Source organism: Streptomyces humi, assembly GCF_001005085.2.
Classification (GTDB): Bacteria; Actinomycetota; Actinomycetes; order Streptomycetales; family Streptomycetaceae; genus Streptomyces; species Streptomyces humi.
Genome location: NZ_LBMU02000011.1, coordinates 1 through 16,031, shown reverse-complemented (window position 1 = coordinate 16,031; position 16,031 = coordinate 1). Strand labels below are relative to the sequence as shown.

Sequence of the window (16,031 nt, the reverse complement as noted above, 5' to 3'; positions counted from 1 at the left end):
TCGGCGCGGTGAGCGGCGAAGGCCCCGGCCGGCCCCCTCGCTGCGGAGGGGGCCACCCGGAGCCCGGTTCGCCGTGCCGGTCAGAGACAGAGCAGGACGCTCGCCGCCGAGACGCACGACAGGAGGCTCACCGTGCTCGCGCCGCCGCCGTCGTGACGCTCTTCGGACTCCATCGTCTGAAGGTCGAGAAGTGCCATGGTGTGTCCTTTCCGGGGACCGAGCGGCCCCCCGGTGTTGTTGGGGACGGGGTTGTGTCACGACTCCGTCAGTGCGCGGAGCCGCGTGTGAGGGCCGCCGGTGGCGGCGGGAGGAACGGCAGGTGGGCGGCGCGGCCGCCGTCGAGGGCGGCCGTCAGCGCCAGCAGGCACCCGGCGGTTCCGGTGCCGAGGTCCATGGAGAGCCGCATCATCTGGTGTCCGGGGAAGGCGAGTTGGCCCTGGTAGGCCATCGCGAACCAGCCGAGCCCGTCGACCTGGGCGGCGAGCCGCGCCGGGTCGGCACCGGTGCGGGCGAGGTGCAGGACCATCCCGGCCCGCCCTTGGAACAGGCCCGGCTGGGCGTAGAAGCGGGAGGTGGCGGCGATCAGGACGGCGGCGCGGGCGGCGGTGAAGGCGCCGTCCTCGTCGGTGCCGTGGGCGAGCCAGTCGTCGAGGACCATGCCGATCCCCACGCTGCCGTCGCCGAGGTACGGCAGGGTGCGCCAGCCCTCGTCGACGTCCAGGCCGCCGCCCTTCTGCACCACACAGCGGTCCAGGTCCCGGCGCAGCGCCTCGCCGGCCGCCGCCAGCAGCCGGGGCTCGCCGGTGCGTTCGTACCGCCGCAGCAGGAACAGGGCGGGTCCGGTCGCGCCCCGCAGCAGCCCGGCGCGCCGCCGTGGCGTGTCAGGGAGAGGTTCGGCGAGCCGTCGTACGACGATGTCGGCGGCCTCCGCCGCCCGTTCGCGCAGCTCCTGCTCGCCGGTCGAGTCGGCGAGGGAGTCGAGGACCAGGCCGAGACCGGCCAGGCCGCCGTGCAGGTCGGAGGAGAGCTTGCGCCAGTTCTCCCGGAGGATGCCCTCGGTGAGGTCGAGGGCACGCTGCCGGTGGCCGAGTCCGGCGAGGACGTGGGCGACGCCGGCGAGACCGTCGTACAGGCCGAGCGGGGTGCCGGGCGGCGGCGGTGCCGTGTGGTCGAGCAGCCAGCGCTCGCCCTCGTCGTAGCGTTCGGCGCCGGCCTGCTCCAGGACGTACAGCACCCCGGCCGCGCCGTGTGCGAGGCCGAGCCCGCCGCCGTCGCCGAACTGGGCGATGTCGCCGGGGAAGAGCCGGTCGTCGCGCTCCGGCGTGGCGGCGGCCAGGATCGCCTTGACCATGGAGTCCCGGCTGTGCGGCCACTCGGCCGGTACGACGGGACGCGCGGCCGGGGCGCCCCGGGTGATCTCCGTGACCGCCTCGTCCAGGAACGCGCGCGGCACGTCGGGGAACTGACCGGCTATCACGTCCGCGAGATGCGCCGCCTTGCCCCGGTCGACGACGAAGAGCGTGGTCACCGGAAGGAAGAGGGCCAGCCGCAGACAGGCCAGCGCGTAGCGGTCCACCTCGACGCCCCTGCGGTCCTGCGGTGCGAAGAAGCCGGGGTGGGCGACGACCTGACGGCCGTTCTCCTCGACGGGGGCGGCCGCCTCGAAGTCGATGAGGAACACCGACTCGTCGTCGGGCGCGACCATGATGTTGAAGACGTGCAGGTCGTTGAAGACGATCCCGCGCTCGTGCACCGCCGCGACCGCCTCCGCCACCTTCCGGTGGATGCGCAGCGCCCACTCCGTGTAGTCGCGCACGGCCCGCGGGTCCGGGTCCGGGACGAGCAGCGGATGCCGTTCGGCGAAGTACGCGTTGAGCGGGCGGCCCGCCAGCAGGTCCATCACCAGGAACCGGTGCTCGCCCAGCGTGAACCAGTCCCGCACCTCGGGCACCACCCCGGTGCCGGCCACGGCCTCCAGCGCGTCCTTCTCGCGGGCCAGCCGGGCGACGGCGTCCGCGCCGTCCGCCGCGAGCCCCGCGTGCGGCCGGGCCTCCTTGAGCACCACCCGCCGTCCGTCCCGGGTGTCGGTCCCGGCGTACACCCCGCCGCCATTGGAGAAGTGCAGCGCCTTCTCGATCCGGTACGGCAGGTCGCCCACCGTGGTGGCGTCCCGCGCCGCCAGCTGCGGCCGCAGGAACTCCGGCAGCGTCACCCACTCCGGGACCTGGAACGAGGGCTCCCGCCGGTCCGGCACCGGCTTCCCCGCGCCGTCCCGGACCGCCGTCACCAGCGAACCCCGCTCGTCCACCACGTACGAGCGCGCGAACGCGCCGTAGCGCACGTACAGCGGCCCGTCGTCCCAGCGCAGGTCGGTGAGGATGTACGGTCCCTCGAAGCCCTTCAGGAGGGCGCCCAGCTCGCGCAGTACGTCATGGAGCCGTTCCTCGCCGTCCGGGTAGACCGTGACGAACTTGCCGCTGGTGTCACGGCCCGCGTACTTGGCGTTGCGCAGGTGCAGCAGATGCGGTCCCGGCACGAACTTGAACGGGATGCGGCGCGGTACGCAGTAGTCCCACACGATCTCCGCAATCCGGTCCGCGTTCGCCCGGGTGGCCGAGGAGTGGATCTTCCAGCCCTGGGCCGGCGACGGCAGCGCCTCGCCGTCCGCGCCGAGCGGGGTCATGGTCAGCCAGTCCCCGGACCGCGCCGCGCGCCAGCCCTCCGGCACCGCGCGACGCGCCGTCGCGAACAGCGGCTCCGCCTGCGGCCCGGTGCTCCCGAGCCGGTCGGGTGTGTCGTAGAAGTGCCCGTCGGTGAGCGCGTACACCTCGTAGCGCCTGTCCATCCGCATCCCTTCCGTGGCCCGGTCATGACACTTTCAGGCGCGGTACGGTCGCGGACAGTCACGTCTGTCATGAGGTCCCCGTGCGGAACGCACGGGTCAAGACATGTTCGGGTGGTTTCGACCGCGCCGGCGCCCTGATCTCCACGGAACGGTCACAGGGGCTGCGCAGACGCCTCATAAGCGCTGTAATGGCGGCGTGGTCAGTGAGGGCGCTGCGGTACGCGGAACGAGAACGGATCGCGCCGAAATCGCCCTCGAAACGCTCATCGGCGATCGCGGCGCACCCGAGCGGCTCCGTCGCGTGCTCGAACAGGCCCTGGTGTTCTCCGGCGCGGCGTTCGCCGGGGTGTACACGCTCGGCGACGACGGCACCGTGCTCCGCCTCGCGGAGTCGGCGGGACTGCCCCGCACCCTGTACGGACTGCGCGACGCCTACCCGGCCGTCGGGCAGTCCCCGCCCGCCGAGGTGTACCGCAGCGGGCGCCCCCTGTGGCTCGGCCCCGAGGAACTGGCCGACTGCCCCGAGGCCCGCCGGACCCCGTCCCAGGAGTTCTCCCTGGCCGCCCTGCCGGTGCCAGGCGGCGCCGGACTCCTGGTGGCCGTCAGCGAACGGGACGACGGTTTCGGCCCCGAGGACCGCGCCTGCCTGGACCTGGTCGCCGGCGCGATCGACCTGCCCGCCCCGCTCCCCACCGCCGCCGACAGCGGCGAACTGGCCGCCGACGCGTTCAGCCTCGCCATGGACACCGGCCGCATCGAGGTCGGCGACGGCATCCTGGACCTCTTCCGGATGGCGCGCGACGACTTCGACGGCAAGGTCGAGACGCTGCTGGCCCGCACCGTGCCCGAGGACGTGCCGGCCCTGATGTCGGTCGTCGAGGCCGACCACATGTCCATCGGCGACCGCGAACTGGAGTTCCGCGTCCTCCAGCCCTCGGGGTCGCCCAGGTGGCTCCGGTTGCGCGGCCGGCTGGTGCCCGGCGGGGAGGGCCGCCCGGCCCGGCTGGCCGGGACCGTCGCCGACGCCTCCACCCTGCGCTCCGACGTCACCGACGTGGCCCGGGTGCAGCGGCTCGCCGCCGCCCTGGCCACCGCCGGCACCGTCAAGGACGTCAGCCAGGCCGTCGTCACCGCCCTGCGCGGACCGCTCAAGGCGGACCGGATCGCGCTGGCCGAGCTGGAGAACGAACGCCTGGTCGTCACCGTTCTCGACCCGCCCGACGCCGAGTCCTGGCCCGAGCTGTGGCGCAGCGAGTGGCGCACCGAATGGCCCGACGCGCCGGTCCGCTCCATGCCCACCCTGGCCGCGGCCCTGCGCGAGGGACGGGCCCGGATCTGGCCCGTCCCGACCACCCTGGAACCCGCCCTCGCCGAGGTCGGCCCCGGCGGTCTCGCCATCCTGCCGCTGCCGGCCGGCGGCCGGATGGCCGGCGCCTGCCTGATCGGCTGGGACAGCCCGCACGACTTCGGTCCCGACGAACGCGCCCTGCTCACCGCCTCCGCGGGCCTGGCCGGCGAGGCCCTGATGCGCGCCCACGCCTTCGACGCCGAGCACGAACTGGTCGGCATGCTCCAGCGCACCCTGCTGCCCCGCCGGCTGCCCACCCTGCCCGGCGCGGTCGCCGTCGCCCGCTACCTGCCCACCACCGCGGGCCTCGAGGTGGGCGGCGACTGGTACGACGTGATCCCGCTGCCCGACAACCACGTGGCCCTCGTCATCGGCGACGTCCAGGGCCACAGCGCGGCCGCCGCCACGCTGATGGGCCAGCTCCGTACCGCGCTGCGGGCCTACGCGGTCGAGGGCCACACCCCCGACGTGGTCGTCTCGCACGCCAACCGGCTGCTGATGGACATGGAGAGCGACCTCTTCGCCACCTGCTGCTACGTCGACGTCGACATGGAGGACGGCACCGCCTGGTGCGTGCGCGCCGGACACCTGCCGCCCGTGCTGCGTCACCCGGACGGCGCAACAGAGATCACCGAGACCGAGGGCGGCCTGCCGCTAGGCGTCCTCACCCAGGCCGACTTCCCCATGACCCAGCTCAGCCTGGGCCCCGGCACCGTGCTCGCGCTCACCACCGACGGCCTGGTCGAGACCCCCGACGCCGACATCGACGACGGCATGGCGCGCTTCGCCCGCGATCTCGCCGGCGCCGACCCCGCCCACCTCGGTCTGGCCGCCGACGCCCTGCTCGGCAACGCCCCCCGCGCCGACGACGTCGCCCTGCTGCTGTTGCGCTACGACGGCATGGCCGTGCGCCCGCTGCGGGAGAGCTGGACGGTGTGGCGGGTCCCGGAGGCCGCCCGGCACGCCCGCCGCTTCAGCAAGCGCAGCCTGCGCATCTGGGGGGTCACCGACGACGCGATGGACGCGGCTTTGCTGGTCGTCTCCGAACTCGTCACGAACGCCCTCATCCACACCGACGGCCCGGTCCGGCTCGACCTGACCCTGCTCGACCACCGGCTGCGCATCGCCGTCGCCGACGCCTCGCCGCGCAGCCCGGTGAAGCCCACCAACATCGGCTGGGAGGCGACCGGCGGGCGCGGCATCCTCCTCGTGGAGGCCGTGTCGGCCGCCTGGGGGACGGTACCGGTCAGCGGCGGCAAGCAGGTGTGGGCGGACTTGGTTCTCGACGGTCCCGACGGCCCCGACGGCTGATCACCGCCGCCTGTGCGGACGTCTCGGGAGGCGGCGCGGGCCCGGCCTTCTTAGTGTCTTGTCGTGGCACACACCTTCGAAGAACTGGTGGCGAAGCACCGCGCGGCCGACACGGCCCACGACAAGGTCCTGGAACTGCGGGACGCCTACGGGCCGCCGGCCCGGCAGGGGCCCGGCGGTGCCCAGTCGGAGACCTACGAGACCGCCCTGCGCGCCTGGCGCGACCTGGCCCGCGACGAGCAGACCGCGGTCAGCGAGTACGCCCGCGACGAGGGCCGGTCACGCGCCGAGATCGAGGCGGAGGTGGAACGCGCGGCGGGGCGGCCCGAGGCCTGAAATCGCCGTACAAAACGGGCGGGATGCCAGTTAGCGGCACCTCGTGGTCACATGACATCCGCACCAGGGCCATACTGTCGTAACCACTCAGGAAAACAGAAGAACGTCTCAATCAGATGTTCACCTATAAGGTGTAGCGAATGAAGGCTTTGGTGCTCTCCGGCGGTGCCGGAACCCGGCTGCGGCCGATCACCCACACATCGGCGAAACAGCTCGTACCGGTGGCGAACAAACCCGTGCTGTTCTACGGGCTCGAATCCCTCGCGGCCGCGGGCGTCACCGAGGTCGGCATGATCGTCGGCGACACCGCCGCCGAGATCGAGGAAGCGGTCGGCGACGGGTCGAAGTTCGGCCTGAACGTCACCTACATCCCCCAGGAACGCCCCCTGGGTCTGGCCCACGCGGTGCTCATCGCGCGCGAGTTCCTCGGCGACGACGACTTCGTGATGTACCTCGGCGACAACTTCATCGTCGGCGGCATCAGCGGACTCGTCGACGAGTTCCGCGAGACCCGCCCCGACGCCCAGATCCTCCTCACCCACGTGCCCAACCCGCGGGCCTTCGGTGTCGCCGAACTCGACGCCGACGGACAGGTGGTCGGCCTGGAGGAGAAGCCCCAGGAGCCCAAGAGCGACCTCGCGCTGGTCGGCGTGTACCTCTTCACGCCCGCCATCCACGACGCGGTACGCGCCATCAAGCCGTCCTGGCGCGGCGAGCTGGAGATCACCCACGCCATCCAGCACCTCATCGACCAGCGCGCCGACGTGCGCTCCACGGTGATCAAGGGCTACTGGAAGGACACCGGCAACGTCGTCGACATGCTGGAGGTCAACCGGACCGTCCTGGAGGCCCAGGAACCGCGCATCGACGGCGAGGTCGACGAGGCCAGCCAGATCGTCGGCCGGGTGGTCGTCGAGGCGGGCGCGCGCGTCACCGGCTCCCGGATCGTCGGCCCCGTCGTGATCGGCGCCGGCACCGTCGTCAGCGACTCCTACGTGGGCCCCTTCACGTCGGTCGCCGAGAACTGCCGGATCACCCAGAGTGAGCTGGAGTTCTCCATAGTGCTGCGGGACTCCTCCATCGACGGGGTGGGCAGGATCGAGTCCTCGCTGATCGGCCGGCACGTCGAGGTGACCCCGGCACCCGGCACCCCCAGCGCCCACCGCCTCGTTCTCGGAGACCACAGCAAGGTGCAGATCCGTTCATGAATCTCCTCGTCACCGGCGCGGCCGGCTTCATCGGTTCCACGTACGTCCGCGGCCTGCTCGCCGCCGACGGCCCCGACGCGCCGCACATCACCGTGCTGGACAAGCTCACCTACGCGGGCACCCTCACGAACCTGCCGGAGTCGCACCCGCGGCTGACCTTCGTCCAGGGCGACATCTGCGACGCCGAGCTGGTCGACAGGCTCATGGCCGACGCCGACCAGGTCGTGCACTTCGCCGCCGAGTCGCACGTCGACCGCTCCATCGACGGCGCCGGCGCGTTCGTCCGCACCAACGTGGTCGGCACCCAGACCCTGCTGGACGCGGCCCTGCGCCACGGCGTCGGCCCGTTCGTGCACGTCTCCACCGACGAGGTCTACGGCTCCATCGAGACCGGCTCCTGGCCCGAGAGCCACCCGCTCCAGCCGAACTCGCCGTACTCCGCCTCCAAGGCCTCCTCGGACCTGCTGGCGCTGGCCTTCCACCGCACCCACGGCATGGACGTACGCGTCACCCGCTGCTCCAACAACTACGGGCCGCACCAGTTCCCCGAGAAGGTCATCCCGCTCTTCGTGAGCAACCTCCTCGACGGCAAGAACGTCCCGCTCTACGGCGACGGCAGCAACGTCCGCGACTGGCTGCACGTCGAGGACCACTGCCAGGGCATCGACCTGGTGCGCACCGGCGGCCGGGCCGGCGAGGTCTACAACATCGGCGGCGGCACCGAGCTCAGCAACAAGGAGCTCACCGGCCTGCTCCTGGAGGCCTGCGGCGCCGACTGGGACCGCGTCGACCGCGTCGCCGACCGCAAGGGCCACGACCAGCGCTACTCGGTCGACTGGAGCAAGATCCACGACGAGCTGGGCTACACCCCCAAGCACGACTTCACCTCCGGCCTCGCCGACACCGTCGCCTGGTACCGCGACAACCGTGACTGGTGGGAGCCGCTGAAGGAGCGCGCCGCCCTGGAGTCCCGTAAGGAGCAGGAGAAGCACTGATGAAGTGGCTCGTCGCCGGCGCGGCCGGGATGCTCGGCCAGGACGTGGTCGAGGAACTCCGGCGCCGGGGTGAGGAGGTCGTGCCGCTCGGCCGGGACGACCTCGACATCACCAGCGCCGACTCGGTGGAGTCGGCCCTCGCCGGGCACACGCCCGACCTGGTGGTGAACTGCGCCGCGTACACCGCCGTCGACGACGCCGAGACCGACGAGGAGCGGGCCCTGCTGATCAACGGCACGGGCCCGCGCCTGCTGGCGCGCGCCGCCGCCCGGCACGGCGCCCGCCTCGTGCACGTCTCCACCGACTACGTCTTCGACGGCGAGGCCCGCAGCACGCCGTACCCGGAGGACCACCCCACGGCCCCCAGGACCGCCTACGGCCGCACCAAGCTGGCCGGCGAGCGCGCCGTCCTGGAGGAGCTCCCGGGCGCCTCCGCGGTGGTCCGCACGGCCTGGCTGTACGGCGTGCACGGCCGCAGTTTCGTCCGCACCATGCTCGAACTGGAGCAGAAGCTGGACACCGTGGACGTGGTCGACGACCAGCGTGGGCAGCCCACCTGGACCGCGGACCTTGCCATACGTATTGCACAGCTTGGACCAAGGATCTCCCCAGAGACCGGTGTTCACGGTATGTTCCACGGAACCAGTTCCGGTGAGGCCAGCTGGTACGACCTGGCCCGGGAGGTGTTCCGGCTTGCCGGGGCGGATCCCGAGCGGGTGCGCCCCACCGACAGCCGGGCCTTCGTCCGGCCCGCGCCCCGACCGGCGTACAGCGCGCTGGGGCATGCCCGATGGCAGCAGATCGGTCTGGAGCCGTCCCGGGACTGGAGGTCAGCACTGCACGATGCACTGCCCCAGATCCGCAAGGAGATGTCCCAGTGAAAAGGCACGAGTTCCTTCGGGAACTCCACCAGGTCAGCGCGAACCGCAACTACCTGGAGATCGGCGTCAACGACGGCCGTAGTCTGACGCTGTCCAGAGTTCCCAGCATCGCGATCGACCCCGCCTTCAAGGTGGTCTCGGAGATCCGGTGCGACGTGCACCTGGCCAAGGCGACCAGCGACGACTTCTTCGCCAGGGAGAACCCCCTGGCGCACCTCAGGGGAGGCCGTCACCCGCTGCGCAACATCGCACGCAACCGCAGCCCGTTCGGCTACTGGCAGCGGACCACGCTGGACCTGGCGTTCATCGACGGCATGCACCTGTTCGAGTACGCGCTGCGGGACTTCATCAACATCGAGCAGCACTCCGACTGGGCGAGTGTGATCGTCTTCGACGACATGCTGCCGCGCAACATCGACGAGGCGGCCCGTGACCGCCACACCGACGCGTGGACGGGCGACGTCTACAAGCTGGTCGAGATCCTCAACCGGTACCGCCCCGACCTGGTGACCGTCCTGGTCGACACGGCCCCCACCGGCCAGCTCGTCGTCTTCGGGGCGGACCCGTCGAACACCGTCCTCAAGGACAAGTACGACGAGATCATCGCGGAGTTCGAGGTCCCGGACCCGCAGAAGGTCCCCGAGTCGATCCTCGGCAGGACGACGGCGGTGACCCCGGAACAGCTGGTCGGCGCGTCCTTCTGGAAGCCCCTGGTGGCCTCCCGCAACCGGGGCACCAAGCGGGCGCGGGGCTGGGAGCCCCTGAGCCGCGCCCTGCGCCAGCTCACGGCTGCCTGAGCGGCACGCGGCACGGCGAGGCGTCACGACCGCGCGGTCGTGACGCCTCGCCGTTCGCCTTTTCCGGCCTCCGGCTTCCCGCGCCCCCCCGCGCGCACTCAGCGGCAGGTGTACGTGAAGGACGCGGACACCGTGTGCGACCCGGGGGAGCGGATGACCAGTCGCGCCGTCGCGTGCCGGCTGCCCTTGCCGTGGAACGTCCAGGACAGCCGCAGACGCGTCTCGTGCTGCCCCTTGCCGAGCCGTTCCGTCAACGGGCCCGAGGAGGTGCGGTCACTGCGGTCCCACTCGTAGGCGAGCGTGCCGGCCGCACCGTTCGTGCGGACCACCGCGACCACCTCGGCGGCCGCGTCGCACCCGGGAACCGCGTCCGTCCGCGCCGTCACACCGGTGACCCGCAGCTCCGCCGGCTGCCGCGGCCACAGCCACCAGGCCAGGACGACGGCCAGGACCACCGCCGCCAGTCGGTACCTGCCGAGCCGGCGCAGACGGTCGCGCGGCTTCTCCGGGGCCTGCCGGGGTGTGTCACGCCATTCGTCGGCCCCGGTGTCCGGGGCCCCCAGGGGCGGGACTCCCGGGCCGAAGCGGAGGACGTCCGGCTCGGGGCCGGGCGCGGTGCTGGTCCACGGGGCGTCCAGGACGGTGGGAACGTACGTGGTCGCATCGTCGAGCTGCCTGATGGTCGGTTGCAGGTCCGGGTCCGGGAGGGTCGGCCGCGGGCCGGGATCCGGGCATCGCCACTGCGGTTCGGAGCGGTCCTCGCGGTCCGTCATCTTCGGCCCCCTCTGTCGAAGAGCTCGATCCACCGCGATCAGCCGGGCTCACCCGGCACGGAGGACCCGGGCTCGGCTCCCTGCGGTGAAGTCACCGACGCCCCGGCCGGATCACCACCGACGGCGGAGCCGCCGGAGGCCGTACCGGTGCCGGTGCCTGCTGCTGGGCCGGTGCCTGATGCTGGGCCGGAGCCGGAGCCGGAGCCGGAGCCGGAGCCGGAGCCGGAGCCGGAGCCGGAGCCGGAGCCGGATGCGGAGCCCGAGACCGAGCCCGATGCTGAGTCGGAGCCGGAGTGTGTGCCGTGACCGGAGTGTGAGTGGGAGGGGTGTCCGGAGCCGGGGGGCGTGTCCGGGCTCGCTGAGGTGCCCGAGGTCGTGCCGGTCGTGGGGGTCTTCCCTGTGCCGGTCGTGGAGCCGGTCGTCGGGGTCTCGCTCGTGCCGGGCGTCGTGCCGGAGGCCGGGGTCTGGTCTGTGTCCGCGGTGGAGTCCGAGGTCGGGCCGGCCGAGGTGGTCCCGTGTGTGCCGGAGGCCGTGTCCGGGTCGGTGGGGGTCGCTGAGTCGGTGTCCGGGTCGGGGGCCTTGTCCGGGCCCGGGTCCCGGTCCGTCGTGGTCCCGGGGCCGTCGTCGCGGGTTTTCGTGTCCGGGGCGTTCTTCTGGGTGCCGGTGTCCCGGCCCGGGTCCGTGCCGGGGGTCGTGCGGCCGGTCGTGCCGCCGTCGTGCGGGGCCGGGCTCGCGGCGCGGTGACGGTCGGCCGGTCCGGACCCCGCGCTGTCGTCCCCTGCTGCGGCGTCGCCCTTCGTGACCTTCGGCGCGGGAGTCCGGCGGGCCGGTTCCGGCGCGATGATGGTGACGGCTCGGGCGTGCACACCGGCAGGGGATTCGTCCGCCCCCGCCCAGCCGCCCGGCAGCACGCCCAGCAGACCCGCCACCGCCACCGCGGCGGCCGCGCCTGCCAGCAGCTCGCCCCGGAGACGCGGCCGGGCGTGCCTCCGGGACGTCAGTGCCGTACGGGCCAGTGCGGTGGCCGAGCCCACCGGACGGATACCGAGGCGGGTCATCGCCGGCGGGACCAGGGCCGCCGCCAGCGCGGCCAGCCGGCTCTGCCCGCGCTCCTCCCAGTCGGGGCCGAACGAGTACCCGGCGACCCGTTCCAGCTCCGCCAGGAAACCGATGGCGCTCTGTGGGCGCAGGGCCGGGTCCTTGGCCATCCCGTGCAGGACCAGTTCACGCAGCTCGGTCGGCACGTGGGCCACCGGTACCGGCTCGTACACGTGCCGGTACTGGAAATCCCACTCGGTCCACCCCTGGAAGGGGCGTGTGCCGGTCACGCACTCGTAGAAGGTGGCCGTGGCGGCGTAGACGTCACCGGCCGGGGTGGCGTCCTCCAGCCTCCAGTGCTCGGGGGGTTTGTACGCCCAGGTGCCACTGCGGCCGTGGCGGTCGCCGGTGCGCACGGAGATGCCGAAGTCCACGAGCTTGGACCGGCCGTCCCAGCTCACCAGCACGTTCTCGGGTTTGTAGTCGCGGTGCACCACGCCCGCGCGGTGCGCGGCCGCCAGACCGAGCAGGGAGCCCTTGAGGACGACGAGCGCGGCCTCGGGGCTGGTGGGGCCGGACCTGAGCAATGCGCGGAGTGCGGCGCCGAACACCAATTCCATGACGATGGCCGCGCCCTCACGGGCTTCGACGTACTCGTAGAGCCGGGTCACGTGCGGAGACGCCAGGTCGTTGAGAAGTACGGCCTCGGCACGCATGGAGGTGCGGAATTCCGATTCCCAGCTCAGTTCGCCGTCGAGATATTTGATCGCGACGTACCGGCCGGTCGCGGCGTGGTGGGCGATCACCACCCGACCGGTGCCCCCCTTGCCCAGTTCCGCGATATCCGTACAGCCGAGGACGCTCCAGGCGTGATGAGAAACTCCCGTCACATTTCCCCCTGAGATCCAGGTGTTTCTGGGCTGCCCGGACAGGCGCCCGGGGGAATTTTTCCAGTGCCGGGAGATCCAGGACAGGGGAATATTTCACAGTTCTGCAACCGCTGCCCTGACGGGAATTCAAAAAGCAGAAGCAAATGAGAATGCCGTGGCTGGTGCGTGACCAGCCACGGCATTCCATGTCGTTCAGCTGCCGGACCGCAGGCTCTCGTAGAACGCCACGCAGTCCTCGTACGACGGCAGCAGCCCCGCCTTCCCGGCCTCGGCCAGCGACGGTGCCTGCGCGTCCTTCTCCGACAGCACCGGCTCGAAGCCCTCGGGCCACTCGATGCCCAGCTCGGGGTCGAGCGGGTTGATGCCGTGCTCACGGCCGGGCGCGTATCCGGCCGAGCACAGGTACACCACCGTGGCGTCGTCGGTCAGCGCCATGAAGGCGTGACCGAGGCCCTCCGAGAGGAACACGGCGTGCCGGTTCTCCTCGTCGAGCCGGACCGCCTCCCAGCGGCCGAAGGTGGGGGAGCCGACCCGGATGTCCACGATCACGTCCAGCACCGCGCCGCGTACGCACTTGACGTACTTGGACTGGCTCGGCGGCACGTCGGCGAAGTGGACGCCCCGCAGGACGCCCCGCCGGGAGACCGAGCAGTTGGCCTGGACGAGGTCGAGGTCGTAGCCGAGGGCCTCGCGGAACTCCTCCGCCTTGAACCACTCGTGGAAGCTGCCCCGGTCGTCGGGGAAGGCCTTGGGCTCCTGGACCCAGGCGCCTTCGATGCTCAGCGGTCGCACGGTTCTTACTTGCCTTCCTGTCGTGCGGGCTTCCTGCCCCTGCCGAGTGCCCTGACCAGCGCGCGGCGCACCGGCAGCGGGAGCTTGCGGGCCAGCCGGCGGGCGGCGCCCGGCCTCGGCTTGGGCGCCGGGGCGGGCTTCGGTGCCGCGGGCTTCTTCTGGGCCGGCTTGGCGACCTTCAGGCCCGCGGGGGAGTCGCGGACGACGAGCGGCAGCGTGAAGAAGCGGGGTTCGGCGACGTCCGCGAGCAGGCACAGGGCGAGCCGCCAGCTGCCCTCCTGGAGCGAGCGGACCGGCAGCGGGGCGTCCAGCACGGCGCCGCCGCCCTCGGCGGGCGACAGCGTGGCGGGCACCTCCAGCACCTCGGCGGCGGGCTTGGGGCCGGTCAGCCGGACCGAGGCCTTGACGTCACCGTCGACGTGGAAGGGCAGCTCCGCGCGCAGCCGGTCCCCGGCGACCGTGAAGTCCTCCGGCTTGAACTCGCCGAAGCCGAGCCGCTTGCTCGCCATGTCGACGTCGAGCGCGAAGTTGTCCTTGACCGTCCAGTAGGGCAGCACGCGGCGGCCGCCGACGACGCCCGGCACCGGCATCGCGGGGAAGGCGGCCCCGGACGTGGGGGAGGCCGGGAACAGCCGGTGCTCGCGGGTCCAGCCGCCGATCGTCAGCCGGACGAAGGCGTCCCACAGCCCGGCCGCCAGCGGGGTGCCGCTGGCGGCGGTGCCCGGGTCCACGGTGGCGGTGGCCTTCACCACCAGGCGGACGCGGTCCGGCTCGCCCTCGACGGGGACGGTCTCGCGGGTGAGCTCGACCGGCTGGAAGAACTGCGCGTGGGTCTCGCGTTCGCGCATGACCAGGTCGACGTTGGCCTTGCCGAAACGGGCCGCGGTGCCGAGCTCCAGCCGGGCGATGGCCTCGGCGGCGGTCGCCGCCGGCTCGTCGGCCGGGGCGGCGGCGGTGTCGGCCGGGTAGGTCTTCGGCGCGCCGCCGGCGGTGTACTCCGCGGCGAAGTCGATCTTCAGGGCGCCGCCGTCCCAGCGGACGCTCTCCAGGGCCGTCGAGGGATTGACGGCCGCCTCCCACTCGGCGACGGCGAGCACGTCCTCGTAGCGGCCGGCGGCGGCCAGTTCGGCGACCACCCGCTGGGCCGGGGCGAGCAGCGCGAACACGGAGGGGCCCATGCGCTCGGCGATCACCTTGTGGATCTCGTCGAAGAGCTCCTTGCGGTAGTCGTCGGGCAGTTTGAGGAACCGCTTGCCGCGCAGCCGCTCGGTCATCTCGTTGTTCAGCCAGCGCTGGAACATCCGGTCGCGCTTGGCACCGGGCTCGGTGTAGCGCTCGACGACGTCGAGGGCCTCGCGGAGGTTGCCGAAGTAGCCGACCGGGTCGAAGCGCTGGAAACCGGCGTTGGAGGCGTCCTCGCGCTTGATGTGGTAGTAGCAGACGTAGTCGCTGAGCACCGAGATGTTCGACGCGCGCAGGTACGCCTCGGCGACGAAGACATGGTCCTCGAGGCGCCGGCGGCCTTCGGGGAAGCGCAGCCCGATGCGGTCCAGGAAGGACCGGCGCAGCATCTTGTGCGGGGTCAGGCTGCTCATCAGGGGGGCGTTCTCGACGGTGGCCCGCGGGTGGTTGCGGCGGAACAGCTCCACCGGTACCGGGCGGCCCTTGCCGGCCATCTTGCCGATGATCAGGTCGGCCTCGTTCGCGACGCCGTAGTCGTACATCCGCTCCAGCGCCTCGTCGCCGAGGAAGTCGTCGTTGTCGACGAACATCACGAACTCGCCCTTGGAGGCGGCGATACCGACGTTGCGGGGCTTGCCGGACCAGCCGGAGGGCTCCTGGTGGATGACGTGGATGTGCGGGTGCTCGGCGGCGAGCGCGTCGAGCCGGGCCGGGGTCTCGTCGCTGGAACCGTCGTCCACGAAGATCACTTCGTACTCGTCGCGCGGCAGCGACTGCCGGAGCATCGAGGCGACGCAGTCCTCGATATAGGGTCCCGGGTTGTAAACAGGGACGACAACACTGACCTTGACCGGCATCCGGCTTCCTAGCCCCCTGGATAAAGCCGTCCGTTTCCCTGGACGGCACGTACACGTGGGCGAATGCTAACCCGGTCCTGACCTCGGGCGTGTCTCACCCCTTGGTCAAGACCGGGTCGTGAAGTGTCAGCTGTGCGTCAAATGTCCTGCTCAGCCGTGGGTCTTGGCCAGCAGTTCCAGGACCTCCGCCGTGCTGCCGGACTCACCGAGCCGGGGGAAGATCCGCTCCACGCTGCCGCGGTGCGCCTCGGGGTCGGCGTCGGCCATCGCGTCGGTGGCGAGCGTCACGTGGTAGCCGTGCGCGTAGCCGTCGCGCGCGGTGGACTCCACGCCGATGCTGGTGGCGATGCCGGTCAGCACGATCTGGGTGACGCCCCGGCGGCGCAGCTGGACGTCCAGGTCGGTGCCGTGGAAGGCGCTCCAGTTGTGCTTGGTGACGTGGATGTCGCCGGCGTGGCCGGACAGCTCGTCGACGACGACGTCCCAGCCCTCCGGGAAGGCGAGGCCGCGCGCCTGGCGCTCGGTGCGGCCCGGGACGGCGTCCGCGAAGTCGGCCGCGAAGGAGACCCGGACCAGGACCACGGGGAGGCCCTTGGCGCGGAAGGCGTCGGCGAGCTCGGCGGTGCGGGCCACCACCTCGGCGCCGGTGTGCGGCTGGGTGGGCATGCCCACGATGCCCTGCTGGAGGTCGACGACGACGAGGGCGGTGCGCGGGTCGAGGGTGCTCAGAGACATGGGGTGGATCAGGCCTTTCGGGGGGCTCGGGGGGCTCGGGGGG

Annotated in this window: 13 protein-coding genes; 6 read left to right on the top strand and 7 right to left on the bottom strand. The window is 72.2% G+C overall.

Annotated features, from left to right (window positions below; all coding sequences use genetic code 11):
* Positions 1 to 80: 80 nt before the first annotated feature.
* Entirely contained in the window at positions 81 to 197 is a 117-nt protein-coding gene (locus tag AAW13_RS03120) for a SapB/AmfS family lanthipeptide (protein WP_046732101.1), read from the bottom strand.
* A gap of 68 nt (positions 198 to 265) precedes the next feature.
* The gene (gene lanKC / locus AAW13_RS03115) at positions 266 to 2,845 is read right to left on the bottom strand and encodes a class III lanthionine synthetase LanKC (RefSeq protein WP_046732100.1); all 2,580 of its coding nucleotides are present in this window, start codon (positions 2,843 to 2,845) and stop codon (positions 266 to 268) included.
* Between the two features lie 196 nt (positions 2,846 to 3,041).
* Between lanKC and AAW13_RS03110 the strand changes: the two genes are divergently transcribed.
* The 6 genes from AAW13_RS03110 (at position 3,042) to AAW13_RS03085 (ending at position 9,721) form a co-directional block, all read left to right on the top strand.
* Positions 3,042 to 5,504 carry a SpoIIE family protein phosphatase gene (locus AAW13_RS03110; protein WP_046732099.1) on the top strand — a complete coding sequence of 821 codons (2,463 nt, stop codon included), beginning with the start codon at positions 3,042 to 3,044 and terminating at the stop codon, positions 5,502 to 5,504.
* Between the two features lie 63 nt (positions 5,505 to 5,567).
* A complete protein-coding gene (locus AAW13_RS03105) occupies positions 5,568 to 5,840 on the top strand; it encodes a hypothetical protein (protein WP_046732098.1) in 273 nt (90 codons plus the stop codon).
* Between the two features lie 140 nt (positions 5,841 to 5,980).
* Positions 5,981 to 7,048: a glucose-1-phosphate thymidylyltransferase gene (locus tag AAW13_RS03100; RefSeq protein ID WP_046732097.1), complete on the top strand. Its 1,068-nt coding sequence runs from the start codon at positions 5,981 to 5,983 to the stop codon at positions 7,046 to 7,048.
* On the top strand, positions 7,045 to 8,043 hold the full coding sequence (rfbB, locus tag AAW13_RS03095) for a dTDP-glucose 4,6-dehydratase (protein ID WP_046732096.1): 999 nt from the start codon (positions 7,045 to 7,047) through the stop codon (positions 8,041 to 8,043). The genes AAW13_RS03100 and rfbB overlap by 4 nt, the downstream gene beginning before the upstream one ends.
* On the top strand, positions 8,043 to 8,924 hold the full coding sequence (gene rfbD, locus AAW13_RS03090) for a dTDP-4-dehydrorhamnose reductase (protein ID WP_046732095.1): 882 nt from the start codon (positions 8,043 to 8,045) through the stop codon (positions 8,922 to 8,924). The genes rfbB and rfbD overlap by 1 nt, the downstream gene beginning before the upstream one ends.
* Positions 8,921 to 9,721 (top strand): class I SAM-dependent methyltransferase, encoded by an 801-nt coding sequence (locus AAW13_RS03085; protein WP_046732094.1) that lies wholly within the window; start codon positions 8,921 to 8,923, stop codon positions 9,719 to 9,721. The genes rfbD and AAW13_RS03085 overlap by 4 nt, the downstream gene beginning before the upstream one ends.
* A gap of 98 nt (positions 9,722 to 9,819) precedes the next feature.
* Here the strand turns inward: AAW13_RS03085 and AAW13_RS03080 are convergent, their stop codons facing one another.
* From AAW13_RS03080 to AAW13_RS03060, 5 genes are all read right to left on the bottom strand, one after another.
* The gene (locus AAW13_RS03080; protein ID WP_046734853.1) at positions 9,820 to 10,494 is read right to left on the bottom strand and encodes a hypothetical protein; all 675 of its coding nucleotides are present in this window, start codon (positions 10,492 to 10,494) and stop codon (positions 9,820 to 9,822) included.
* Positions 10,495 to 10,532: 38 nt separating this feature from the next.
* Entirely contained in the window at positions 10,533 to 12,422 is a 1,890-nt protein-coding gene (locus AAW13_RS03075) for a serine/threonine-protein kinase (protein WP_079178693.1), read from the bottom strand.
* A gap of 192 nt (positions 12,423 to 12,614) precedes the next feature.
* On the bottom strand, positions 12,615 to 13,214 hold the full coding sequence (gene rfbC / locus AAW13_RS03070; protein ID WP_046734574.1) for a dTDP-4-dehydrorhamnose 3,5-epimerase: 600 nt from the start codon (positions 13,212 to 13,214) through the stop codon (positions 12,615 to 12,617).
* Between the two features lie 5 nt (positions 13,215 to 13,219).
* Positions 13,220 to 15,253: a glycosyltransferase family 2 protein gene (locus AAW13_RS03065; protein ID WP_046734575.1), complete on the bottom strand. Its 2,034-nt coding sequence runs from the start codon at positions 15,251 to 15,253 to the stop codon at positions 13,220 to 13,222.
* Positions 15,254 to 15,403: 150 nt separating this feature from the next.
* Complete coding sequence (locus AAW13_RS03060; protein ID WP_046734576.1) at positions 15,404 to 15,988, bottom strand: hydrolase; 585 nt, start codon at positions 15,986 to 15,988, stop codon at positions 15,404 to 15,406.
* Positions 15,989 to 16,031: the final 43 nt, after the last annotated feature.

Excerpts from the sequence above, each read along its gene's own strand:
- lanKC (WP_046732100.1), bottom strand. The coding sequence starts at position 2,845 with ATGGACAGGCGCTACGAGGTGTACGCGCTCACCGACGGGCACTTCTAC.
- AAW13_RS03100 (WP_046732097.1), top strand. The coding sequence starts at position 5,981 with ATGAAGGCTTTGGTGCTCTCCGGCGGTGCCGGAACCCGGCTGCGGCCG.
- rfbD (WP_046732095.1), top strand. The coding sequence starts at position 8,043 with ATGAAGTGGCTCGTCGCCGGCGCGGCCGGGATGCTCGGCCAGGACGTG.
- rfbB (WP_046732096.1), top strand. The coding sequence starts at position 7,045 with ATGAATCTCCTCGTCACCGGCGCGGCCGGCTTCATCGGTTCCACGTAC.
- AAW13_RS03080 (WP_046734853.1), bottom strand. The coding sequence starts at position 10,494 with ATGACGGACCGCGAGGACCGCTCCGAACCGCAGTGGCGATGCCCGGAT.
- AAW13_RS03060 (WP_046734576.1), bottom strand. The coding sequence starts at position 15,988 with ATGTCTCTGAGCACCCTCGACCCGCGCACCGCCCTCGTCGTCGTCGAC.
- AAW13_RS03065 (WP_046734575.1), bottom strand. The coding sequence starts at position 15,253 with ATGCCGGTCAAGGTCAGTGTTGTCGTCCCTGTTTACAACCCGGGACCC.
- AAW13_RS03120 (WP_046732101.1), bottom strand. The coding sequence starts at position 197 with ATGGCACTTCTCGACCTTCAGACGATGGAGTCCGAAGAGCGTCACGAC.